Consider the following 23,196-nt stretch of genomic DNA (forward strand, 5'->3'; position numbering starts at 1 on the left):
GGCCGGGAGAACGCCACCGTTATTGTGCGCTGGCACCAATCTCTTTATCCCAGCGGCCCAGCAGCGCTTTGCGTTTTGCCGAGTCGCCGTAGGTTTTGAAGTCATAATCGATCAGCTTGATGTTCTCGAAACGCGGCGCATATTCAGAGATCTCCGCCTTGCGATTGGAGGGCAGCTGGAACGATTTTGCCTCTTTCATGTGCGACTGCGCCTCAGCACTGAGCGCCCAGTCATACCAGGCTTTAGCGTTTGCCAGGTTACGTGTCCCTTTGATGATCGACATAGAACCAATCTCATAGCCGGTGCCTTCACAGGGCGCGACGGGCTTAATCGGGAAGCCATCCACTTCCATGGCCACTGCATCGTGCATAAAGACAATGCCGATGGTGGTTTCACCGCGGGCGGCGGCTTTGACCGGCGCCGAGCCGGATTTGGTGTATTGCGAGATGTTGGCGTTGAGCTTCTTCAGGTAATCAAAGGCTTTGTCTTCGCCCATGATCTGCACCAGCGTCGCCAGGGTGTTATAAGCCGTGCCGGACGAGTTGGGATTGGCGATCTGAATCTCGCCTTTAAAGCCTGGGTCGAGCAGGTCAGCCCAGCAGGCCGGGACTTTCAGTTTTTTCTCCGCCAGCAGCCTGGTGTTGTAGCCCCAGCCCAGCGCACCGGCATAGACGCCCACGGTGCGATAACCGGAGATCTCCGCCACTTTTTGTGACCAGGGCTGCTGCTGATCAAGCAGGGGGGATTTGTAGGCCTGAGTTAGTCCCTCTTCGGCAGCCTGCATGTGGGGATCCCCGGTGCCCGCCCACCAGATATCGGTACGGGGATTGCGCGCTTCACTGCGGATACGGGCATAGGCTTCACCGGCAGAGAGCCGCACCATGCTGAGTTTGATGTCGGGATGACTCTGGCTGAACAGCGTCGTCATCTGTTCGCACACCACCACATCCGCAGAACAGATCATATTCAGGTTGCCAGCCGCCGAGGCAGCAAATGGCATCATAGGGCAGACAATGACAGCAGCGAGCAGAGAGGAATAACGCATGATGTTCTCCTGGGGCTGGATGGCGCAGGCGCGCCAGCTTTTGCACATGTGTGCAAACGTATGCGCAAAGTAGTACGGTGACCCGCCGACAGTGTCAATTCACTTGTTACGCAATTGTCAGGCGATGTCACAAATTTGAAACACTTTACGTGCAGCCATACTTTGCACAGCTTTGCAATTTCAGGCAGACTCAGTGCAGACAACGGTGGGACAGGGAAAAAAGATGCAGCAGCTTAAAGCGGTGGTGAGTGCGCAGGATGTGGCTGATCGGGCGGGCGTCTCCCGTTCAGCGGTCTCCCGCACTTTTACGCCAGGTGCCAGCGTGTCGGCGGCCACCCGTCAGCGGGTAATGAAAGCGGCAGAAGAATTGGGCTATCACGTCAATCATCTGGCGCGGGGTCTGGTGCGCAACCGCAGCGGCATCGTCTGCTTAATCGCCTCCGAGGTGGATACGCCCTACCGTGCCAGCCTGGTGCGCTGGATGACCCAGTACCTGCAGGAAGCGGGAAAAGTGGCGATGCTGATTAACACCGACCGTTCAGATGCGAGGGTTTCCGCTGCGCTGCAACAGGCAATTAATTTCCGCGCCGACGCCTCGATTATTCTCTCCGGTATGCCGGACAGCGGCATTACCCGGCTCTGCTACAAACATGGTCAGCATCTGGTGCTGATTAACCGCGACGAATCCCTGCCCGGCACGCTCAATATTAATCTCGACTCCCGCCCTGCCGCCGAAATGGCGGTTAACGCCTTTGTCCGGGCGGGATGCAGTCGCATCGCCTTTGTGAATTCACTGGCGGGCACGCCGAGCCTGCTGAAGCGCGAAGCCGATTTTCTGGCGGCGGCGCAAAAAGCGGGCGTCACGGTTCAGGTGGAGCAGTTCGGCTCGACCTCCTATGAAAGCGGACAGATTCTGGCCCAGCGACTGCTGACGCGTAAAGTCCGCCCTGATGCGGTTTACTGCGCGACCGACCTGCTCGCCTGCGGCTTTATGGATGAGGCACGTCACCGCTTTGCGCTGCGCATTCCGGAGGATCTCTGCATCATGGGGCACGACAACATTCCGCAGTCGGGCTGGGCCTCATACAACCTCACCACCTTTGCGCAGCCGGTGGAGCAGTTCGCCCGCGATGCCATTGCCTGGCTGGTGGAGACGGAAGTGCAGCCGGAGACACTAATGCCCAAAAATGAACAGCAACAGGAGCGCAGAATATATCCGGTGGATGTGGTCTGGCGGGGTTCGGTACGCGGCGGTTAACCGCCCTGTTTTATTTTCTGTCGATGCGCTTTATTCGCTTAAATAATCCCCACGTAATTCCACGCTTCGCTTTAAATATCCCCTTCCCGCTCTGAAAATAATCGGACACTGCGGCCCATAATTCCGATTTCATGACTACGCTTTATCTGCATTATTAAGTTTCCCTGGTTTTACCTGCTCAATGAATCAGCAGTCAGATGTGACAAATATCACATTTGTGCCAGGCTTAATGTCTCAGATAACTCTGTTCAAGGAGCATACAATGGCGACACCTACTAACAAGACGCTCGATCTGGATCAATTCCCTAAGCCTCCTTTTGAGGACCAGCCACAACAGGCGCCAGGCCTTGCCAGCAAGATGATCCCGGTTCCCGACCACGGTGAAACCAGCTATCGCGGCACGGGCCGACTGACTGGCCGCAAGGCGCTGATCACCGGAGGTGACTCCGGTATTGGCCGCGCAGTGGCTATCGCTTATGCCCGTGAAGGCGCAGACGTGGTAATTAACTACCTGCCGGAAGAACAGCCCGACGCCGATGAAGTGATTAAATTAATCGAAGCGGAAGGCCGTAAAGTTTTCGCTATTCCTGGCGACATTCGTTCTGAAGAATTCTGTCAGCAACTGGTTAAAGAAGCCGCCGATAAATTAGGCGGTCTCGATATTCTGGTTAATAACGCCGGTCGTCAGCAATTTAATGAGTCCATTCGTACCCTGAGTACGGAAGATTTTGACGCGACGTTTAAAACCAATGTTTATGCCATGTTCTGGATTACCAAAGCGGCGCTGGAATATCTGCCTCGCGGTGCGTCTATTATTAATACCTCGTCGGTACAGGCGTTTAAACCCAGCGATATTCTGCTCGACTATGCGCAGACTAAAGCGGCAATTGTCGCCTTTACCAAATCCCTGGCGCAGCAGCTGGGTGGCGACGGTATCCGGGTTAACGCCGTGGCGCCAGGTCCATACTGGACCGTGCTGCAGTCCAGCGGTGGCCAGCCGATGGAGAAAGTGAAGCAGTTTGGTGCCGGTACCCCAATGGGCCGTCCGGGCCAGCCGGTGGAGATTGCCCCACTCTACGTCACCCTGGCCTCAACCGAGAGTAGCTACTCCTCCGGTCAGGTCTGGTGCTCTGATGGCGGCACCGGCACACTGTAATCACACGCTGATGGCCGCATAACGCGGCCATTTTTTTGTCCTGCTTTTGCCCCTCAACACACCCCGCGACAGTGAAAAAGTTAAATAAGGAAGCAGACCATGAAAAACCCGATCTTTCATTCGCCGGTCAGAGAAGATGGCTTTGCGGGTCTGGGTGATTATGCCGCTATTGGTGAAGGCCGTTCGGTCGCGCTGATTGCGCCGGATGGTTCTATTGACTGGTGGTGCGCGCCCAACCTCGACGCTAAGCCGCTGTTTGATCGCCTGCTTGATGCCGGACTCGGTGGCTACTTTCAGATCGCCCCGTGTGCGCCTTACCAGGTCTCGCGCCGCTACCGTGACAACAGCAACGTGCTGGAGACCCGCTTCGAAACGGAGAGTGGCACCGTGCTGCTGACCGAGTCGATTAACAGCACGCTGGCGGGCCGTCTGCCGTGGTGCGAACTGGCACGCCGTATTGAGGGCGTCAGCGGTGAAATGGAATTAGCGATCACCCTGCGCTTCGGCACCGCTGCCGAAACCCGTTCGCCCTGGGTAGCCGACAATGAGAAAGGCAAGGTATTTCACATCGCGGAGATCATGGCAATGTTCCGCACCAGTGACGATATTCAGATTACCCAGCTGGATGACGAGCAGGTCTGCGCCACGGTGCGATCCACTGCCGGTTCCCGTTCGCTCTGCGCGCTGCTGGTGACGGAGAAAGAGCCGCTGGCGGTGCCGCCGCTGGAGGCTATCGATCAGCGGATTGAAACCAGCCACACCGGCTGGACCGGCTGGGTGGAGAGCCTGAGTTATCAGGGCAGCTATCCGGCGCTGGTGAAGCGTTCTGCCCTGTCGCTGAAGTTTCTCTGGTACTCCCCGACCGGCGCGCTGGCCGCTGCCGCGACGACCTCCTTACCGGAGGGGATCGGCGGCGACAAAAATTATGATTACCGCTACGCCTGGGTGCGCGACGCCTGCCTGATTATCAAAGCCTTTGTTTATATCGGGGCGCTGGAAGATTGTAAGGCAGCGTTTTCGTGGTTGTCACAGACCATTATGCGTCACGGCGTCAGGCTGCGCGCCTGCTATGCCCTGAACGGTGATGAAGTGCCTGCCGAGCGTTATCCGCCGCTGAGCGGCTATCAGAACTCGCAGCCGGTGCGGGTCGGCAATAATGCCCGCGATCAGCTGCAGCTCAGTATGTATGGCGACATGCTGGTCACCGCGCAGCGCTTTATTGAGGCGGGACACGTACTGGATATTACCACCGCGCGCATGCTGGCCGAACTGGCGAACTGCTGTGCCGATCACTGGCGACAGAAAGATTGTGGCATCTGGGAACTGCCCGAGCTGCAACATTATACCCACTCTAAAATGGCGTGCTGGATGGCGCTGGATCGGGCAGTGGCGCTGGCAAAGAGTCAGCATGTCGAACCGACCTGGCTGGGGCGCTGGCAGCGGGAACGTGACCGTATCCGCGACTGGATCGAGTCGCATTGCTGGTCAGAACAGAAACAGGCTTATCTCTTTTACGCCGGCAGTGACGATCGCCTCGACGCATCGCTGGCGCTGGTTCACAGCTACGGCAATGCGGTCAATCCACAGCGGATGCTCTCGACCTACCGCACCATTCAGCAGGAGCTGGGCGATGGCAGCGCCATGCTCTATCGCTACAGTGGGGTCAGACAGGAAGAGAGTACGTTTCTTGCCTGCGCCTTCTGGCTGGTGGAAGCCTGGGCAGAGATCGGCGAGGTAAACCGGGCAGAACAGGCGATGCAGGAGATACTGGATACGCTGGACGGCCACGGTAACGTCGATATTTTCAATGAGATGTATGACGTCCGCAGTCAGAGCTGGCGCGGCAATATGCCGCAGGGTCTGAGCCATCTGGCGCTGATCTGCGCGGCGCAGGCGCTATCAGAATCGCAGACGTCAGCAGAGGCATTGAAGAAAGGGGCGACTCAGCGCGCTACTGAAGCCGGAAGCGCGGATCGAAGAAAAACGGCTCCACCACGACCTTATTGATGATGCCCGCCGCTGCCGGGTGACGGGGATTGAACAGCGCATTCCATTCACCGGTCAGCGTGCTCGGCACTTTCAACACCAGGCCGTTGTCCGGACTGGCGAGCCAGTCGTCGCCGATCTGCCGGGTGGATGCGGGCGCAGGATCCGCCTGCCAGTCATCAGGTAACGCCGCCAGCGACAGCTCGGTGATCAGCGAGTCAGGGACGCTAATCGCCAGCATCGAATAGTCGTGCGCCAGATCCTGAATGGTGAGGTGCACCAGCGCCTCCAGCACACAGAGCGCCCGGCTCGATCCCATATAGACACAAACCGTTCCGACAGAATTCCAGCGCCCGCCATAGGTGCGGGCACCAAAACCATCAAACGCGGTCATCGCATATTCGCTTTTCACCAAGCGAAAGAAAGGCACCGCCATCAAGTGATCACGCCATGCTCAAGCTGACCAATCAGGTTAATCACCGCTTCTGCACCCGCCACCGTGGTGGTCATCTCCGCCGGTTTTTTACCGCCCAGCGCTTTGGCGGGCGTTTCCAGCCACTGCACCAGACGCTCTCTGTCGTCGCGAAACAGTTTGCTGGCAGCAGAGAGAACGCGGATCAGCATATAGATGCGTCCGCTCTGATCGGGCGAAAAAGTCTGCTCCGGATCTTTCACTTTGCGGTTGTAGGTGGTGCGATCGATGCCCGCCAGACGGCATAACCAGCCCTCATCAAAGGTGGACAATGACGCCGTGCGTTTGATCACGCCGCTGCTGAACCCCACCACAATACGCTGGTGTGCATCGGGAAGTGTTTCCGGCAGATTCAGGGCATGCAGCAGCGACGTATCGCGACGATGCTGAGCGGGTGTATAGATGGCGATGGACATAGCAGCCCTCCTGTTCATTTGATTTTTATTTTAGCGCAAATGAACAAAAGGTGCCAGCCTGCCCCGCAATGAGCAGGCGTGATGCGGGTTATTCAGGCGCACCCTGCTGTAATGCCTGCAGAATCTGCCACGCCGCCCTGATGCGCAGCGGATTGGGGTAATTCTTATTGGCGAGGATCACGATGCCGCTGTTCTGCTCAGGAATAAAGGCGATATAGGCACCAAATCCATTGGTGGCACCGGTTTTATGCACCCAGCTGGCGCTCTGCGACGGCCTGACCGGATTGATCAGGGTCGCCGGACGCGGTTTTAGCGCCACACCATTGTCACTGTCGCTGATTACCGTATCAGCAGTAGCAGGCCAGTCGTACATCTCCCAGCCCAGCCCCTGATAGAGACTCCCGACTTTGAAATAACGCGACTGCGCGGTGCGGATGGCATTGCGCAGCACGGTATTGCCCGAGGATAAGCGGTTGGGATCGACGTTGGCTTGCATAAAAGTAAGCATGTCACGCGCGGTGGATTTAATGCCGTAAGCTTCGGCATCCAGCATGCCGGGGGAAACCCGAACCGGCTGACGATTTTTATAGCCCCAGGCGTAATCCGGCATCATTGATGGCGGCACGGTGATATAGGTGCGCGTCAGCCGCAACGGCTGAAACACATTTCGCTCCATCGCCTGCTCATAATTACCCTTCACCATCAGCGAGCCAAACAGACCGATACTGGCGTTAGAGTACTGACGCAGCGTGCCCGGCGTGGCCTCTGGTTGCCAGTTTTGATAGAAGCTGAGCAGCGAAGCCTGATCGGTGACCTCATCCGGCAGCTGTAAAGGCAGGCCGCCCGCGGTATAGGTCGCCAGATGCAGCATTCGCACCGGACGCCACTGCTCACCGGTCAGCTGCGGCCAGTATTTCTGTACCGGATCGTTAAGACGCATTTCGCCGTTACGGATCATGATCCCGGCCAGCGTGCCGGTAAAGGTTTTACTCACCGAACCCAGCTCAAACAGCGTGTTTTCCGTGACCCGGCGGCCTGACCCGAGATCGGCCACGCCGAAGTTCACAAACTGCGCCCGGCCTTTATAAAGTACCGCCACCGACATGCCGGGGATCTCCTGCTGCTCCATCAGCGGTTCGATCGCGGTTTTAACCAGAGAAGTAACCTGCTGTGAAGAGAGATCGGCGGCAACACAGCTGGCAGAGACAGAGAATAACGCAAGGTAAAACAAAGACTTTTTCATTGGCAACTAAGGGTTTCTTCACGGAATCGGATTATTTACATTGGCTGGCACAGGCCTGTACGCACATCTGAGCCTGTGAACTGCAGGCACCGTTGTCCCGGGTGTTGCAGTGGGATTGTTCTGTGTAGCAGTTGGTCTGGCAGGCGGAGAGATCGCAGCGTGCAGCGACAGGCGTTAGCTGGGCCAGTGGCGCGCGGGCCGGAAAAAGCGGAGCGGGCTGAGCAAAAGCGCTGCTGCCCAGTAATCCGGACAGCAGCAGCGTGAGGATAATTTTCATAACATTTCTCCAGTGGGACGCAGCACATAAGTATGGCCAGTCTGGCGCGCTCCGTCAGAGAAATCTAATCAAATTGAGACAACAGGGGGATGTTGAGTGACATTTACCACACCACGGCTGTAGATATCGTTGAGCCGGGCAATATAACGATCGGTATCATGCTGCTCTTTGATACGCAGAATGGCCGCTTCGCCTTTCTCCTGCAGCATCTCAGGACGTTCGATGATGGCGAGGATCGTTGATTTCAGACCCTCCACCAGCGACTGGCGCAGCTGCATTTTCAGCTCTGCCGAGGTAATACTGTATTCACGGTCAGCGTTCAGCGGGCTCGCAATCACCCAGCCCGCGCTGGCAGGATTGATCTCTGGCAATGCGCGAACGTTGCTGGTGATCACCGGGCAGCCGCTAGCCTGCATCTCCAGCACCGAGAAACCGTAGGTCTCCTGCCAGGTCGGTAACAGTCCGGCATCGCTCTGGCGGAACAGCTGCAGCAGCGTACTGTTTTCCATCTGTGAATGATGCGTGAAGCAGCGATAGCGTTTGATGCGGTTCTCAATGTCCGTGTAAAAAGCGTCATCATCCTGGAACTGGCGATGAGCCACGTTACGACGCTTGGCGAGATCGCCAATCAGCTGCACATCCAGCTGCGACTCGTCTACTTTGCGCTCTTCAATCAGCTCGCTGATCGCCAGCACCACTTCGGCCCCGCCTTTACGGTAGAACTCGTTACCGGCAAAAATCAGTTTCAGCACATCCGACTGGCGCGGCGCTTTATGTTGAACGAACAGCTTCTGTGGCGGATGCAGCACCAGGGTTTTACGGCGGATTTGCTGGGCGATATCCGGTTTGAACAGTTTCATCTGAATGTTCAGCGTGGCGTCCGAGATAGCAATCAGCCCCAGGCAGTTATCTTTTAACAGATAAGGGATCAGGCGTTTCAGCTCAGGGTTATCCTGCTTGGCAACACCCGCCACCGGCAGCACACGCGGCAGCTCCGTTTCGAACGACGCTACCCACTTCTGCTGGGTGATCGCGACTTCGTTAAACAGATGCAGGATGTCAGCCCGTGATGCCCCTGAAAAAGGCACAGGCTGAAAGACAAAGGTTTTATTCTTTTTAAGCAATCGGGTCCGTAACGGATTAATAAAGTAGAACAGATTGCTCTTTTTCAGATTGATATATTGGTTATCCGGATTAACTAAGATATTACGTTGCTCCGGATACTGGTTATTTGTGATTCCAATTTTCATGATCGTTTTCCAGAGTCCTTTATGTCCAGAGTGATCTATATCACGCGATCGCTGTGGATACGTTTGAGCAATATCCTAAAAGCCCCTTCCGATGCGCCTTCGACAGTTTTTCTAATGATTACGCCCGGTGATAAAACAGTCATAGTTGTGTCTGATTATGAATATGCGTTTTTTATTAACAGGTGTGTGTAACTGTGTCTGGCTAACTCACTGTTGAATATAGCGAGAATGCTTCAGACAATATTCGCGCCAGTTGTTATGTAAATGTTTTATTATTTGTCAGGAATTATATTAAAGCGAAACGGTAATTTAGTTTATAACTTTTAACGTAAGAAACCGGGTGAGACGCACAGGGGTTCGATAGCGCCTTCTGACGGATCACTGGCCCTGAAATAGTCCACTGTTAATGACTTAAAGCATGAAACGAAAGATGCAGCTTATTCGCCTCTGCACCTTTTTAGCTCGTTTATTTGCCACAATTAAGTGCATCACTTCAGAAACCCAACGTGGGCAGTAACGTAACCGATACCATCCAATCTAATGATTTTATTGATTTTAACCATAACCTCCCTGTTAAGCGCCTCTCTGGTACAAAAGTTGCAGGAATACGATATGCAGACAGGAGAGCATTATGAAAGCAATCGTGATTGGTGGCGGTATTGGCGGAATGAGCAGCGCCATTGCGCTGGAGAAAGCCGGAATTGATGTGGAAGTCTATGAAGCCGTTCAGGAAATGAAGCCCGTCGGTGCCGCGATTTCCATCTGGCCCAACGGGGTTAAATGCCTGAATGCGCTGGGAATGAAAACCGCACTGCGCGAACTGGGCGGCAATATGGCCTTTATGGCCTATCACGACGGCGCCACCGGTGCCCCCCTGACCCGCTTCAGCATGGAGCCGATGGTGAAACAGGTTGGCGAATATCCCTGTCCGGTGGCGCGCGCAGAACTGCAGGCGATGCTGATTGATACTTTTGGCCGTGAGCGGGTGCAGTTTGGTAAGCGGGTGATCCAGGTCGAAGAGACCGCAGACGGCGTGATCGCCACTTTCTCCGATAACAGTCAGGCCAGCGGTGATTTTCTGATTGCCGCGGATGGCACCCATTCGGTGATCCGCGAGTATGTGCTGGAAGAGAAGCTGGAGCGCCGCTACGCCGGTTACGTTAACTGGAATGGTCTGGTCACCGTTGACGAGCGCATTGCGCCCGCCGACCAGTGGACCACGTTTGTCGGTGACGGCAAGCGCGTGTCACTGATGCCGGTCAGCGGCAATCGATTCTACTTCTTCTTTGATGTGCCGCTACCGAAGGGACTGCCGCAGGATCGCAGCACCGTGAAAGCGGACTTAACCGGCTATTTCCAGGGCTGGGCAGCGCCGGTGCAGCAGCTGATCGCGGCGATTAATCCGGACACCACCAACCGGGTAGAGATCCACGACATCGAACCGTTCAGCCGCTTTGTCAAAGGACGTGTTGCCCTGCTGGGTGATGCGGCTCACAGCACCACGCCCGATATTGGTCAGGGAGGCTGCGCGGCGATGGAAGATGCCGTGGTGCTGGCCGCCACGCTGGCGTCCCATTCACTGGGCATCGAAGATGCGCTGCTACGCTATCAGGCGCGTCGCGTTGAGCGGGTAAAAGATCTGGTGCTGAAAGCACGCAAACGCTGTGATGTTACCCATGCTCGCGACCCGGCGGTCACGGCGGAGTGGTATCAGTCACTGAAAAACGAAACCGGTGAGCGGGTGCTGGCCGGAATGTGCGAAACCATTGAAGGTGGCCCGCTGGGTTAACCCCAAAAACAAGGGCTGTCATCGTGACAGCCCTTGTTATTATTAATCTGCCAGACCGCGATTCTTCAGCATCGGCTCCAGCTGCGGTGGTGCGCCCCGCCAGCTTTCATACAGCGTTTTAAGATCGCTGCTGTTCCCCCGCGACAGAATCTTCTGCCGGAAGATGTCGCCGTTTTCACGCGTCAGTCCGCCCTGTTCCGTAAACCACTGATAGCCATCGTCGGCAAGCATCTGCGTCCAGATATAGGCGTAATAACCTGCGGAATAGCCACCGCCCCAGATGTGCTGGAAATAGCTGGAACGATAGCGCGGCGGCACCGCTGTCAGCGCCATATTGTCGCCCTGCAACGCCTGCTGCTCGAATCCCTCCACGCTTTGCGGCGCGGAATCACGGTTAAGGCTATGCCAGTGCAGATCCAGCAGCGCGGCAGCCAGCAACTCGCTCATCTCATAGCCTTTGTTGAACGTTGCAGCCCGGACAATCTTTTCATGCAGCTCAGCGGGCATCAGTTCGTGAGTCTGATAGTGACGGGCGTAATTGCGGAACACCGCCGGCTCGCTGGCCCAGTGCTCATTGATCTGCGAAGGAAACTCGACGAAATCGCGCGGGGTTTCCGTGCCCGACAGGCTCGGATAGCGCTGGCTGGCAAACAGCCCGTGCAGCGTGTGGCCGAACTCATGAAACATCGTGATGACGTCGTCCCAGCTCAGTAGCGCCGGTTCACCGGCTGGCGGTTTGGTGTAGTTACAGACGTTGTAGATCACCGGTTTGCTGTCGAGCAGCGTTGACTGGTTGACGAAGTTACTCATCCAGGCACCGCCGCCTTTGCTGTCGCGTTTGAAGAAGTCGGTGTAGAAGAGCGCCAGCGGTGTCTCATCCGCATCGAAAATCTCATAGACCTGCACGTCAGGATGATAAACCGGCAGATCCTGTCGCGCGGTAAAACGGATGCCATAGAGCTGCGTCGCCGCCCAGAACACCCCATTCTGCAGCACCGAATTCAGTTCAAAGTAGGGCTTAATCTGGCTCTCAGCGAGATCGTAGCGGGCGCGCCGCACCTGTTCGGCATAAAAACGCCAGTCCCAGGCCTGCAGCGTAAAATCACCCTGCTGCTGGTCGATAGTTTGCTGGATGTCCGCCGATTCACGTTCGGCACGGGCGCGCGCGGCTGGCACAATGTTATGCATAAACGCCAGCGCGGCCTTGGGCGTTTTTGCCATCTGATCCTGCAGTTTCCACTCAGCATAGCTGGCAAATCCCAGCAGCCGCGCCTGCTCCGCCCTGACCTGCGCCAGCCGTAACACCAGCTCGCGGGTGTCGTTCTCATCGCCTTTTTCCGTGCGTGTCACACCCGCCTTGAACAGCGCTTCACGGGTTGCGCGATCGGTCAGGCTCTGCAACGCGGGTTGCTGAGTGGTGTTCTGCAGCACCAGCAGCCAGCTTTTCTCCAGACCGCGTGCCTGCGCTTCCGCCTGCGCCACTGCAAGGTCGGCCGGTGACAGCCCCGCCAGCTGCTGCAAATCATCGACCACAAGACCGCCCGCTTTGGTGGCGGCCAGCAGTTTATTGGTGAAACGGGTACTGAGCCGGGCGGCTTCCTGGTTCAACGCTTTAAGCTGCTGCTTCTGCGCCTCCGGCAGATTGGCGCCCGCCAGCTGGAAGCGCTGCCAGATCACCTCAACCAGCCGTTTTGATTCGGCATCCAGTCTGGCGCGCTGCAGATAGACCGCATCGAGCCGTGAAAACAGCGGGCGGTTTAGCATGATGTCATCGTTGAGCGCGGTAAGTTGGGGTGCGACCTCCTCATCCACCTGCTGCAGCCAGGGGCTGGTGTGAGCCGAGGTCATGGCACCGAAAACCAGATTCACCCGGTTGAGCAGTTGGCCGCTTTTCTCCAGCGCCTCAAAGGTGTTGAGAAAGGTGGGCGCTTCGCTGTTCAGGGCGATCGCCTCGATCTCCTGACGCTTCTCCTCGATGCCCGCCTGTAGCGCAGGCAGGAAATCCTGCTCCTCAATCTGGTCAAAGGGAGGTGCCTGGTAAGGCAATGTGCTGACGCTAAAGAAGGGATTCTGACGGGCGTTCATGGTTCGCTCCTGATGGGCATCGCAAAGTCTTATCCTGACAGGTTGCCGCGCAGGCGACAACTCAGGCGATTTGCTGCTGATAAACGCTGATGATTTCACCGGCAATCGCCACCGCAATCTCGGCGGGCAGCTTGCCTTTAACATCTGGCAGGCCAACCGGACAGCGCAGGCGTGCCAGCGGTTCGCTCTGAACGCCCTTGCCTGCCAGCCGGTAGCGGAAACGCTGGTTTTTGGTCTCAGAACCGATCAACCCGGCATAGCGGAAATCGCCGCGTTTCAGCACCGCTTCGCACAGTTCAAAGTCGAGCGGATGATGGTGGGTCATGATAATAAAATAGCTACCCGCAGGCGCCTGCGTCACGCAGTCTAGCGGGTCCTCCGGCTGCCAGGTCACCACGCCAGCGGGAACGCTGCTGAACTGCCCCGGACGGCTATCGATCCAGTTTATGTGACAGGGTAACGTCGCCAGCAGATTCACGACTGCCTGTCCGACGTGGCCCGCGCCGAACAGATATATTTCCGGCTGCGCCTGAAGCAGCGGCTCAAACAGCAGCGTGGTTTTGCCGCCACAGCACTGTCCGAGTCTGGCGCCAAGGCTGAAATCCTCAGTATGTGGCGCGGTTGCCCCGCTCTGCAGCATCGCCCTGGCCTGGGCGATGCACGCAAACTCCAGATGACCGCCTCCGATGGTAAGAAAGCTCTCCTGCTGCGTGACGACCATTTTGCTGCCGCTGTCTCGCGGCACCGAACCACGATCACTGAGCACGGTGATTAATACGCAGCTCTGGCGTTTTTCGCGCAGCTGATGCAGTACACCGATCCAGTCATGATAGATCATTAATGGCTCCCGTCAGACGCTGCACGCCCCAGAAGATGCGCTCCGGCGTCGCGGGCGCATCCAGTAGCGGATGCTGCCGGTAATCGGCCACACTGGCGACCGCATCCTGCAGTGCGCACCAGGCGGCTATCCCTAACATAAACGGCGGTTCGCCCACGGCCTTGGAGTGGAACACCGTATCCTTCGGGTTTTTGCGGTTCTCCACCAGCGTCACCCGCAGGTCCGCCGGGACGTCGCTGATGGCGGGAATTTTGTAGCTTGCCGGACCATCGGTCAGCAGCTGACCTTTATCACTCCACACCAGCTCTTCGCAGGTGAGCCAGCCGACGCCCTGCACGAAGCCCCCTTCGACCTGGCCGATGTCGATGGCCGGATTCAGCGACGCTCCAACGTCATGCAGGATGTCGGCACGCAGCAGGCGGGATTCACCGGTTAAAGTATCGATCACCACTTCGCAGCAGGCCGCACCATAGGCGTAGTAATAGAACGGCGTGCCGCACCCGGCCACGCGGTCGTAATGAATGCCGGGCACGCGGTAGTAACCGGTGGCCGAGAGCGGCACCTGATTCAGCCAGGCCAGCTTCGCCACTTCGGCGAAGGTATAATGTTTCTCTCCGGCACGCACCACGCCGTTGCGGAAGCTCACCGCCGCTGCGTCGCACTGATGCAGTTCGCAAAGCATCGCGGTCATGCGGTCGCGCAGGATTTCAGCCGCATTCTGCGCCGCCTTCCCGTTGAGGTCAGCGCCGCTGGAGGCCGCTGTCGGCGAGGTGTTGGGTACTTTGCCGGTGTCAGTGGGGGTGATCTGAATCTTATCGGTCTCAATCTGCAGCACTTCAGCCACAATCTGAATCACCTTGGTGTTCAGCCCCTGACCCATCTCGGTGCCGCCGTGGTTCAGCTGTACCGTGCCATCGGTGTAGATCAGGATCAGCGCACCCGCCTGATTGAGGAAGCTGGAGGTAAAGGAGATGCCGAATTTTACCGGCGTCAGCGCCAGACCACGTTTCAGCAACGGACTGCAGGCGTTAAACGCCGTGATTTCCGTGCGGCGCGCCTGATAGTCGCTGCTCTGCTCCAGCTGTTCAGTGATCTCATCCAGCAGATTGTCCTCGACCTGCTGGTGGTAATGGGTGATGTTGCGATCCTGCTTGCCATAGTAATTACGCTTGCGCAGCGCCAGCGGATCCAGCCCGCGCTCACGGGCGATATGATCCATGATCTGTTCAATCGCCACCATGCCCTGTGGCCCGCCAAAGCCGCGATAGGCACTGTTCGAGGCAGTGTTGGTACGGCAGCGATAGCCGGTTACCCGCGCATCGCCGAGATAATAGGCGTTATCGGCGTGAAACATGGCACGATCGACGATCGATCCGCTAAGATCCAGCGAATAACCGCAGTTTCCGGCCAGATCGATTTTGATGCCACACAGACGACCATCCTCTTCAACACCCGCGTCGTAGCGCACAAAGAACGGATGGCGTTTGCCGGTAACGCGCATATCGTCGCGGCGCGAGAGCCGCATCTTCGCCGCCCGGCCGGTCTGACGCGCCACGATCGCACAGAGACAGGCGACACCGGCCGCCTGCGTCTCTTTGCCACCAAAGCCGCCGCCCATCCGGCGCATATCAATCGTCACCTGATTCAGGCTGATGCCCATCACTTCCGACACCAGCTTCTGCACTTCAGTAGGATTCTGGGTTGAGGAGAAGACCTGCAACTGCTGATCTTCGCCAGGGATGACCATTGCCGTCTGGGTTTCCAGATAGAAATGCTCCTGGCCGCCAATATGAAACGACCCGCTGACCCGATGCGGCGCACGCGCCAGTGCCGCTTCCACATCACCGCGCTGGTGAATGTGAGGTTCCTGCACAAAGCTGCCCTGTGCCAGCGCCTGTTCCACATCCAGCAGCGGTTCCAGTACCTCATATTCAATCACCGCAGCGGCCGCGCCAAGACGCGCAGCGTCGGGGGATTCCGCCGCCACCGCGATCACGATCTGTCCCAGATATTCCACTTTGTCATGGGCCAGCAGCGGATCGCCTGGCTCCAGAGGCCCAACATCATTGATGCCCGGCACATCCTGCCAGGTCAGGACGCTGACGACGCCGGGAATGGCATAGCACGGCTGCACATCAATATGCAGAATGCGCGCGTGAGCGTGCTCGCTCAGACGCGGGCAGAGATGCAGCAGTCCCGGCAGTTCTGGCTTGTCGTCGATAAAACGCGCCTCGCCGGAGACATGTTTTTCCGCGCTCTCATGGCGATTACTGCGACCCACGCCGCTCTGTAAATCCGCGGCATATTGCGCCTTGATCACCTCTTCGTTGAGTTCAGGACGGTTATGAGACATAGCGGGAGACCTCCAGGCAGGTGATTTCGCCGTTGTGGCGATGCCAGTAGCGGCGTAGCAGGTTTCTTGCCACCTGAAGGCGGTAGTCACTGCTGGCGCGGAAATCGGAAAGCGGCTGGAAATCGGCTTCCAGTGCGGCGGCAGCACGTGACACCGTCACGGCATTCAGCGGTTGACCGATGAGTGCCTGTTCACAGTGACGGGCGCGCTGCGGTGTGGCCGCCATGCCGCCAAAGGCGATGCGGGCGGAACTCACCACGCCCTGTTCGATTTGCAGGTTGAAGGCGGCGAACACAGCAGAGATATCATCATCCAGCCGTTTAGAAACCTTCCAGGCGACAAAGTCAGGTGACACCGTCACCTTATCAATGCGAATGGCGCGAATAAACTCCCCTTTTTCCAGCTGCGTCTGGCGATAGCCGGTAAAGAACTGGTCCAGCGGCAGGCTGCGCTGCTGCTCACCCCGCTGTAACAACAGGCTGGCATTCAGGGCCAGCAGTACCGGCGAGGCATCACCTATCGGGGAGGCGTTGCCGATGTTACCGCCGAGTGTGCCCTGCAGGCGGATTTGCAGTGAAGCAAAGCGTTGCAGCATCTCGCTTACACCGGGAATGCGGCTGGCAAGAAACTCGCTGACCTGCTGCAGCGATGCGCCTGCGCCCAGCAGGTAGTGGTCGTCAAATTCGCTGCAGACTTTCAGCGCGGTAACCTGCTCCAGCGCAATCAACAGCGGTATTCTCTTATGCTGCTGGGTAATCTGCAGGCTGAGATCGGTGCCACCGGCAATCAGCTTCGCATCAGGATGCGCCAGATAGATATCTGCCAGCTGAGACGGGGTTTTGGGCAGGAAGCAGCGGCGACCCTCACCGCCTATCTCCTGCATATCCGGGGTTGCCAGCCCCTCCAGCCGCTGCACAGTGTCGGCAGCGCTGTGATCAAACTGGTCCGTGACCGGCTGCGAACAGAGCTGTTCAGCGGCAGCCATGATTGGCCGGTAGCCGGTGCAGCGGCAGAGGTTGCCCGCCAGCGCGGTCTCCGCCTGATGACGATCCCAGCCCGCTGCATTTTTTTGCAGGCTGAACAACGACATCACAAAACCTGGCGTGCAGAATCCGCATTGCGAGCCGTGGCAGTCGACCATCGCCTGCTGCGCCGGGTGCAGTGCGCGACCATGACGCAGATCCTCAACCGTAATGAGCTGTTTGCCCTGTAACGCAGAGATCAGCGTCAGGCAGCTGTTGACCGTTTCATATTGCATCTCTCCCCCGACGGCTTTGCCGAGAGTGACGCTGCACGCGCCGCAGTCGCCTGAAGCGCAGCCCTCTTTGGTGCCTGGACGATGCTGACGGGTGCGCAGGTAGTTGAGTACTGTGAGATTAGGGTCGAGCGCGTCTTCGCTGACCAGCTGGTTGTTTAACAGAAACTGGATCATGCGGCTTGCTCCTGTGCATCGCGCTGCCAGACCGGGCGACCACCGACCCAGGTCTGGGCAATGTTGCGGTCGTCACCCAGCGTCATTAATACAAACAACTTTTCCCAGATATCTTTGCTGTTGCTGATGCGCAACTGCTGCAGCGCAGAGACCGCCGGGTCGAGCACCACAAAGTCCGCCTCTTTGCCGATGTTGAAATTCCCGATCGCGTGGTCGAGATCCAGTGCGCGCGCGCCGCCCAGTGTGGCGTGATAAAAGGCTTCGGCGGCGCTGAGCCGGTAGTGTTGTAGCTGACCGACTTTGTAAGCTTCGCCCAGGGTCTGTAGCATGTTAAAGGTGGTACCTGCACCGACATCGGTGCCGATCCCCACTTTCACGCCCTGCTGCCAGCTGCGCTTAATGTTAAACAGGCCGCTGCCGAGGAACAGGTTCGAGGTGGGACAGAAGGCAATAGAAGAATCGGTATCGTGCAGACACTGCCACTCTTTCTCTTCCAGGTGCAGGCAGTGCGCAAAGACGCTGCGGCGGCCGGTCAGCTGGTGATGATGATAAACATCCAGATAGCCCTCGCGCTCCGGGAACAGTGCTTTCACCCAGGCGACCTCCTGCGGGTTTTCGCTGAGATGGGTGTGCAGCCAGGTATCCGGAAACTCCTGACGCAGTTGCTGTACTTTTGCCAGCAGCTGCGGGGATGAGGTCGGCGCAAAGCGCGGCGTCAGGGCGTAGCTCAGCCGTCCACGCTGGTGCCAGCGCTCAATCAGCGCCCGTGTCTGCTGGTAGCTCTGTTCCGGAGTTTCGATGAGATTATCGGGCGCATTGCGATCCATCATCACTTTACCGGCGATCAGTCGCATGTTCAGGGCTTCGGCCGCGCTGAACAGCGCCTCCACCGATTGCGGATGGACGGTGCCAAACACCAGCGCGCTGGTGGTGCCGTTAGAGAGCAGCTGATGCAGGAAAAAGGCGGACATTTTTGCAGCGTGATCGGGGCAGTGATACTGCGCTTCGACCGGGAAAGTGTAGTGATTCAACCACTCCAGCAGCTGTTCCCCGAAAGCGCCAATCATTTCTGTCTGCGGATAATGAATGTGGGTATCGACAAAACCCGGCACGATCAGTTTGCCGCGCAGATCGGTCACCAGATGACCCGACAGCATCGCTTCACTGTTCTCCCAGCTATCCAGCCCTGCCACATGTCCATCACGCAGCAGCAGCAGCCCATCCTCCAGATAGCGCGCCTGCCCGGCCAGGTCGTCGGGACGATCCACCACGCCAGTAAAGTCAAAGAAGCTGGCGCGTATCGCCGTGTCGGTTGCTGATAGCATGGGTATGTCCTTTCTGAATGCGCGATTTAATTTTGCCGGTGATTCTCTCTGATATCTTTATAAAACCTTGCAACCTGCGTGCCAGAACCGGAATGAAATAAATTGCTTATTTATCAATAAAATAACCCCGGACAGAGGGCATTGCGCAACAAAGCTGGCTTCTGGTAGCTTAGCAACCGTTTGCGGAGTCGATGCAAACGGTTGCTAAAGAAACCGGGGCACATTGATCATTCTGAGTATGGCCTGCTGCCCGCAAATTTGCCCTTTTAAGGTGCAGGCTGCCCCGAAAAGGCGCAGCGGATAGCATAGTAAAATCCGTTTACAGGCCGGGTCGCTTTTCCACGCGCAGAAGCGGAAATGAAATGCTATGGTGAAGCCATCGACTTTGAAAATGGCATAAGGAACAGTGAGATGATTATTTTTGTCACCGGCGCGACCGCCGGTTTTGGTGAAAGCATCACCCGCCGCTTTATTGAGAATGGTCACAAAGTGATTGCCACCGGACGCCGCGCCGAACGTTTAAAAGCGCTGAAGGATGAGCTGGGCGAGAATTTGTATACCGTGCAGCTGGATGTGCGTAACCGTGCCGCCATTGAAGAGGCGGTGGCACAGTTACCGGCCGAATGGCGCAATATCGATGTGCTGGTTAACAACGCCGGTCTGGCGCTGGGCATTGAGCCTGCGCACAAGGCCAACGTTGAAGACTGGGAAAACATGATCGACACCAATACCAAAGGTCTGGTCTACATGACTCGCGCCCTGCTGCCACAAATGGTGGAGCGTGATGTCGGTCATATCATCAACATCGGTTCGATTGCCGGTAGCTGGCCTTATGCCGGTGGCAACGTTTATGGCGCGACCAAAGCCTTTGTCCGTCAGTTTAGCCTTAATCTGCGCACCGATTTACATGGCACCGCGCTGCGCGTAACCGACATCGAGCCGGGTCTGGTTGGCGGCACTGAATTTTCCAACGTACGTTTTAAAGGCGATGATGACAAAGCGGGTCAGGTTTATGAAGGTGCTAAAGCGCTGACGCCGGAAGATGTGACAGAAGCGGTCTGGTGGGTCGCCACGCTGCCTAAGCATGTCAACATCAATAGCCTTGAGATGATGCCGGTCAGTCAGACGCTGGCGGGCCTGAAAGTCCACAAGCCGTAATTCTCTACAGCGCCAGCCCGCCCGGCTGGCGCTAGCCGCGTCCCCAGCCCATGACGATAATCAGCATGCCGCTGAACGCGATCAGTGCCCCGCTCCAGTCCCACGCGCTTAACTTCACGCCATCCACCACCCGTAACCAGAGCAGTGCGGTGAGCACATAGACGCCACCATAGGCAGCGTAAACCCGTCCGCTGGCAGCAGGATGCAGAGTCAGCAGCCAGACAAACAGCGCCAGACTGGCCGCTGCGGGCAGTAACAGCCAGGCTGAGCCGCCTTTTTTCAGCCACAACCATGGCAGAAAGCAGCCAGTGATCTCCGCCAGTGCGGTAACAAAAAACAGCAAGGCGGTCTTAATCAGCACCCTTACCTCTCCTGAACGTAAACAAACGTCTCACCACTGGTGAGCTAAGAAACGGCGATGATATACTAAGAACTTATGCCATCAGGCTATTTTATTTACCACTCTGAACCCGGGCAGTGCTCAAAATCCTCACGTACTGCATGCACGCCGGATTGTACCGCGCTGACCATGTCCAGACTGACTGCAACAATGACGCCTGATGGGATAGGCTCTAAGAGTACTCGCTGTAACAGCCGTCGCAGATGGCGATGTTTGCGTTAACTAAAGGATATTGTGATGAAAAAAATGATCCCTGCCGTGCTGTTGGTTCTGCTCTCCTCTGCGGCATTGACTGCCACTGCGAACACGAATCGTCTGATCATTGAAGATGGCAGCACCGCGCTGGGCAATGAAGCAGCGCGCCAGGATAAAGAGCAATGGAATGACACGCGCATGCTGCGTAATAAAGTGAATACCCGCGTCGAAAAAGAGTTTGATAAGACCGACCGCGCCTTTGATACCCGCGATAAATGCGAGCAGAGCCTCAATCTCAACGCCTACTGGGAACCTAACACCCTGCGTTGCCTGGATCGTCGTTCAGGTCGCCCGGTAGCGCCGTAAATTTGAGCTATAGTAATGACGGACGACTAACATAAGGAAGACGTGATGAAGCTACAGAGGGTTTTGTTAAGCGCGGCGTTTTTAGCTCTGCCGCTGATGGCACAGGCATCCTGTGAATCGGTGAAAGCCGATATCAGCCAGAAAATCATTCAGAACGGTGTGCCTGAATCAGGTTTTAGTCTCGACGTCGTCGCCAACGATCAGGTTGATCAGGCGGGCGGTCAGGTTGTCGGACATTGTGAAAACGACACACAAAAAATTGTTTATAAGCGCACTGGCCGTGACGACGAAGCAAGCGTCCCCGCCAGTGCCGGCAGTTCGCAGGACGCGCCTGCACAGTAGTCAGATTCACATCAGGGCGACATCCTGTCGCCCTGCCTGCTAGTCCGCCTGTTCCGGCCGCTGACGCGGCATCATCCATGCCACACCCACCGCAAACAGTGCAATCACCAATGCCACCACGAACACCCAGTGGAGTGATGTTGCTATCGCCGCCACCATCTGCTGCAGGGTTTCCGGCTGCAACTGCTGACGACTGGGTTCGGACATAATCTGCTGCACCGGATCCTGCACCTGCGGCAGTCGCCATTGCAGATTCAGATTCAGCACCGCGCCCATAATTGCCGTCCCCACTGCCGAGCCGATCATCCTGCTGAACATGATTGATGCAGTACAGATGCCGCGAATCTGGTAGTCCGCCTGGTTCTGCACGGAAACCAGGAACGTGGTGCTGGTCATCCCCATGCCGGTACCGATCAGAAACGCCGTGAAGCCCGCCTGATAGAGAGAGCTTGCGGGCTGTAAGAACAGCAGCAAGGCGCTGCCGGTGACCAGCAACAGCGCGCCGAGCTGGGCGGTGAAGCGATAGGAGGTGTGCAGCATCAGTCTGCCGCTGAGGGTGCTGGCCAGCGGCCAGCCAATCGACATCATCGCCAGCACACTGCCCGCCTGTAGCGGTGAGCCGCCGCGGATCCCCTGAATCCAGGTGGGCAGAAACGCGCTGATGCCCATCATGGCCGCCCCGATAATCAAATTGCCCGCATTACCGGCCACGATAAGCCGGCTGCGCCAGATGATCAGCGGAAACAGCGGTGCTGCTGAACGCTGCTCATGGCGCTTAAGCTGCCAGCCCGCGAACAGTGAGAAAATCAGGAACGGCACCAGCCAGACGCCCAGCTGTTCTGCCTGTAACAGCGCAACCAGCAGCGCGGTCACGCAGAGCATCAGCCAGCCGCTACCTGCCAGATTCAGCGGCTGCGATTTCTCCTCCTTCTGGTGCGCCGGTAACCAGCGCGCCAGCATCAGCATGCTGATAAGGCCAATCGGCAGATTGACCCAGAAAATCACCGACCAGCTAAAATGCTGCACCAGCCAGGCGCCGGTCAGCGGCCCCACTATCGCCGCCACGCCCCAGACGCTGGAGAGCCAGCCCTGCACGCTGGCGCGTTCGCGCGGCGAATAGATATCCGCCACGATGGTGGAGCTGAGCGGCATGATCGCGCCTGCTCCCAGGCCCTGAAACGCCCGGAACAGGATTAGCCAGGTCATGGTATGGGCGAAGCCACACAGTACCGATCCCACCAGGAAGATGGAGGTGCCGACAAAAAACATCGTTTTGCGCCCCACCATATCCGCCAGCCGCCCGTAAAGCGGCACGCTGACCGCCTGAGTCAGCAGATAGATGGAGAAGACCCAGCCAAACTGCGAAAAACCGCCGAGGTCAGCAATGATGGTGGGCATCGCGGTGGCCACAATGGTGACTTCAATGGCCGCCATAAACATCGCCAGCATGCAGGCAATTAAGATCCAGTGGCGATGTCCGGTCTGGAGTTGTGCGCTTTCAGTCATAGGGTTCCTTTTTTAATCTGCAAGGCTAGCTCAAAAACAGCCGAAGCAGTTTCCCGCGCGTGCGCATCTTCTGCGCCATCTGTGACGGTGTCACTAAAAGTCGATGAATTTTTTTTATTGTCGCATTAGCCCAGCGGCTATGCGGCTTTAACACCATTTTAACCTGTTTCTATCTGACTGATATATGGCTTAAAAGCTGGCTTGTGCAAAAAAGGCCTGCTATAGCATTACCCCATCTTATTCGGTATTCGCTGGAAAAGAGTGGATAAACAGTCAGTTTATCTACATTTTATCGCAGTTTCGG

The 23,196-nt window shown here is 57.1% G+C and carries 20 protein-coding genes; 7 read left to right on the plus strand and 13 right to left on the minus strand.

The window, feature by feature from the left end; all coding sequences use genetic code 11:
• Positions 1-19: 19 nt before the first annotated feature.
• A complete protein-coding gene (locus AC2LB6_RS02830) occupies positions 20-1,045 on the minus strand; it encodes an ABC transporter substrate-binding protein (RefSeq protein WP_490092366.1) in 1,026 nt (341 codons plus the stop codon).
• Positions 1,046-1,268: 223 nt separating this feature from the next.
• Here AC2LB6_RS02830 and AC2LB6_RS02835 point away from each other — a divergent pair, with 223 nt between their 5' ends.
• The 3 genes from AC2LB6_RS02835 (at position 1,269) to AC2LB6_RS02845 (ending at position 5,466) form a co-directional block, all read left to right on the plus strand.
• A complete protein-coding gene (locus tag AC2LB6_RS02835; RefSeq protein ID WP_490092367.1) occupies positions 1,269-2,303 on the plus strand; it encodes a LacI family DNA-binding transcriptional regulator in 1,035 nt (344 codons plus the stop codon).
• A gap of 262 nt (positions 2,304-2,565) precedes the next feature.
• Entirely contained in the window at positions 2,566-3,459 is an 894-nt protein-coding gene (locus AC2LB6_RS02840) for an SDR family oxidoreductase (RefSeq protein WP_490092368.1), read from the plus strand.
• A gap of 99 nt (positions 3,460-3,558) precedes the next feature.
• Positions 3,559-5,466, plus strand: coding sequence for a glycoside hydrolase family 15 protein (locus AC2LB6_RS02845; RefSeq protein WP_490092369.1), 1,908 nt, complete (start codon positions 3,559-3,561; stop codon positions 5,464-5,466).
• Here the strand turns inward: AC2LB6_RS02845 and AC2LB6_RS02850 are convergent.
• The 5 genes from AC2LB6_RS02850 to AC2LB6_RS02870 form a co-directional block, all read right to left on the minus strand.
• On the minus strand, positions 5,411-5,881 hold the full coding sequence (locus AC2LB6_RS02850) for an RES family NAD+ phosphorylase (RefSeq protein ID WP_490092370.1): 471 nt from the start codon (positions 5,879-5,881) through the stop codon (positions 5,411-5,413). The genes AC2LB6_RS02845 and AC2LB6_RS02850 overlap by 56 nt on opposite strands.
• Positions 5,881-6,333, minus strand: a complete 453-nt coding sequence (locus tag AC2LB6_RS02855; RefSeq protein WP_490092371.1) for an Xre family toxin-antitoxin system antitoxin — start codon at positions 6,331-6,333, stop codon at positions 5,881-5,883. The genes AC2LB6_RS02850 and AC2LB6_RS02855 overlap by 1 nt, the downstream gene beginning before the upstream one ends.
• Before the next feature lie 88 nt (positions 6,334-6,421).
• Complete coding sequence (gene ampC, locus AC2LB6_RS02860; protein WP_490092372.1) at positions 6,422-7,576, minus strand: class C beta-lactamase; 1,155 nt, start codon at positions 7,574-7,576, stop codon at positions 6,422-6,424.
• Positions 7,577-7,607: 31 nt separating this feature from the next.
• Complete coding sequence (locus AC2LB6_RS02865; RefSeq protein ID WP_490092373.1) at positions 7,608-7,853, minus strand: hypothetical protein; 246 nt, start codon at positions 7,851-7,853, stop codon at positions 7,608-7,610.
• Between the two features lie 68 nt (positions 7,854-7,921).
• The gene (locus tag AC2LB6_RS02870; protein WP_490092374.1) at positions 7,922-9,103 is read right to left on the minus strand and encodes a glycosyltransferase family 4 protein; all 1,182 of its coding nucleotides are present in this window, start codon (positions 9,101-9,103) and stop codon (positions 7,922-7,924) included.
• Between the two features lie 631 nt (positions 9,104-9,734).
• Between AC2LB6_RS02870 and hpxO the strand changes: the two genes are divergently transcribed.
• Positions 9,735-10,892 carry an FAD-dependent urate hydroxylase HpxO gene (gene hpxO / locus AC2LB6_RS02875; RefSeq protein WP_490092375.1) on the plus strand — a complete coding sequence of 386 codons (1,158 nt, stop codon included), beginning with the start codon at positions 9,735-9,737 and terminating at the stop codon, positions 10,890-10,892.
• Between the two features lie 42 nt (positions 10,893-10,934).
• Here the strand turns inward: hpxO and dcp are convergent, their stop codons facing one another.
• The 5 genes from dcp to guaD form a co-directional block, all read right to left on the minus strand.
• Positions 10,935-12,977 carry a peptidyl-dipeptidase Dcp gene (gene dcp / locus AC2LB6_RS02880; protein ID WP_490092376.1) on the minus strand — a complete coding sequence of 681 codons (2,043 nt, stop codon included), beginning with the start codon at positions 12,975-12,977 and terminating at the stop codon, positions 10,935-10,937.
• A 61-nt stretch (positions 12,978-13,038) separates the two neighbouring features.
• The gene (gene xdhC, locus AC2LB6_RS02885; protein WP_490092377.1) at positions 13,039-13,815 is read right to left on the minus strand and encodes a xanthine dehydrogenase accessory protein XdhC; all 777 of its coding nucleotides are present in this window, start codon (positions 13,813-13,815) and stop codon (positions 13,039-13,041) included.
• Positions 13,802-16,168 carry a xanthine dehydrogenase molybdopterin binding subunit gene (gene xdhB / locus AC2LB6_RS02890; protein WP_490092378.1) on the minus strand — a complete coding sequence of 789 codons (2,367 nt, stop codon included), beginning with the start codon at positions 16,166-16,168 and terminating at the stop codon, positions 13,802-13,804. The genes xdhC and xdhB overlap by 14 nt, the downstream gene beginning before the upstream one ends.
• Positions 16,158-17,600: a xanthine dehydrogenase small subunit gene (gene xdhA / locus AC2LB6_RS02895; protein WP_490092379.1), complete on the minus strand. Its 1,443-nt coding sequence runs from the start codon at positions 17,598-17,600 to the stop codon at positions 16,158-16,160. The genes xdhB and xdhA overlap by 11 nt, the downstream gene beginning before the upstream one ends.
• On the minus strand, positions 17,597-18,925 hold the full coding sequence (gene guaD / locus AC2LB6_RS02900) for a guanine deaminase (RefSeq protein WP_490092380.1): 1,329 nt from the start codon (positions 18,923-18,925) through the stop codon (positions 17,597-17,599). Before guaD ends, xdhA begins: the two co-directional genes overlap by 4 nt.
• A gap of 411 nt (positions 18,926-19,336) precedes the next feature.
• Here guaD and ydfG point away from each other — a divergent pair, with 411 nt between their 5' ends.
• Positions 19,337-20,083 (plus strand): bifunctional NADP-dependent 3-hydroxy acid dehydrogenase/3-hydroxypropionate dehydrogenase YdfG, encoded by a 747-nt coding sequence (gene ydfG / locus AC2LB6_RS02905; RefSeq protein WP_090963538.1) that lies wholly within the window; start codon positions 19,337-19,339, stop codon positions 20,081-20,083.
• A gap of 31 nt (positions 20,084-20,114) precedes the next feature.
• On the opposite strand, the gene AC2LB6_RS02910 is transcribed toward ydfG, so the two are convergent.
• Positions 20,115-20,441: a YnfA family protein gene (locus AC2LB6_RS02910; RefSeq protein WP_090963536.1), complete on the minus strand. Its 327-nt coding sequence runs from the start codon at positions 20,439-20,441 to the stop codon at positions 20,115-20,117.
• 279 nt (positions 20,442-20,720) lie between these two features.
• On the opposite strand from AC2LB6_RS02910, the gene AC2LB6_RS02915 reads away from it, so the two are divergent.
• Both AC2LB6_RS02915 and AC2LB6_RS02920 read left to right on the plus strand, forming a co-directional pair.
• Complete coding sequence (locus tag AC2LB6_RS02915; RefSeq protein ID WP_490092381.1) at positions 20,721-21,044, plus strand: DUF1283 family protein; 324 nt, start codon at positions 20,721-20,723, stop codon at positions 21,042-21,044.
• A gap of 45 nt (positions 21,045-21,089) precedes the next feature.
• Positions 21,090-21,386 (plus strand): DUF1161 domain-containing protein, encoded by a 297-nt coding sequence (locus tag AC2LB6_RS02920; protein ID WP_179895728.1) that lies wholly within the window; start codon positions 21,090-21,092, stop codon positions 21,384-21,386.
• Between the two features lie 39 nt (positions 21,387-21,425).
• Here AC2LB6_RS02920 and AC2LB6_RS02925 read toward each other — a convergent pair whose 3' ends face one another.
• Positions 21,426-22,892 (minus strand): MDR family MFS transporter, encoded by a 1,467-nt coding sequence (locus tag AC2LB6_RS02925; RefSeq protein WP_490092382.1) that lies wholly within the window; start codon positions 22,890-22,892, stop codon positions 21,426-21,428.
• Between the last annotated feature and the right edge of the window lie 304 nt (positions 22,893-23,196).

This window comes from Pantoea sp. RCC30.1 (assembly GCF_058148845.1).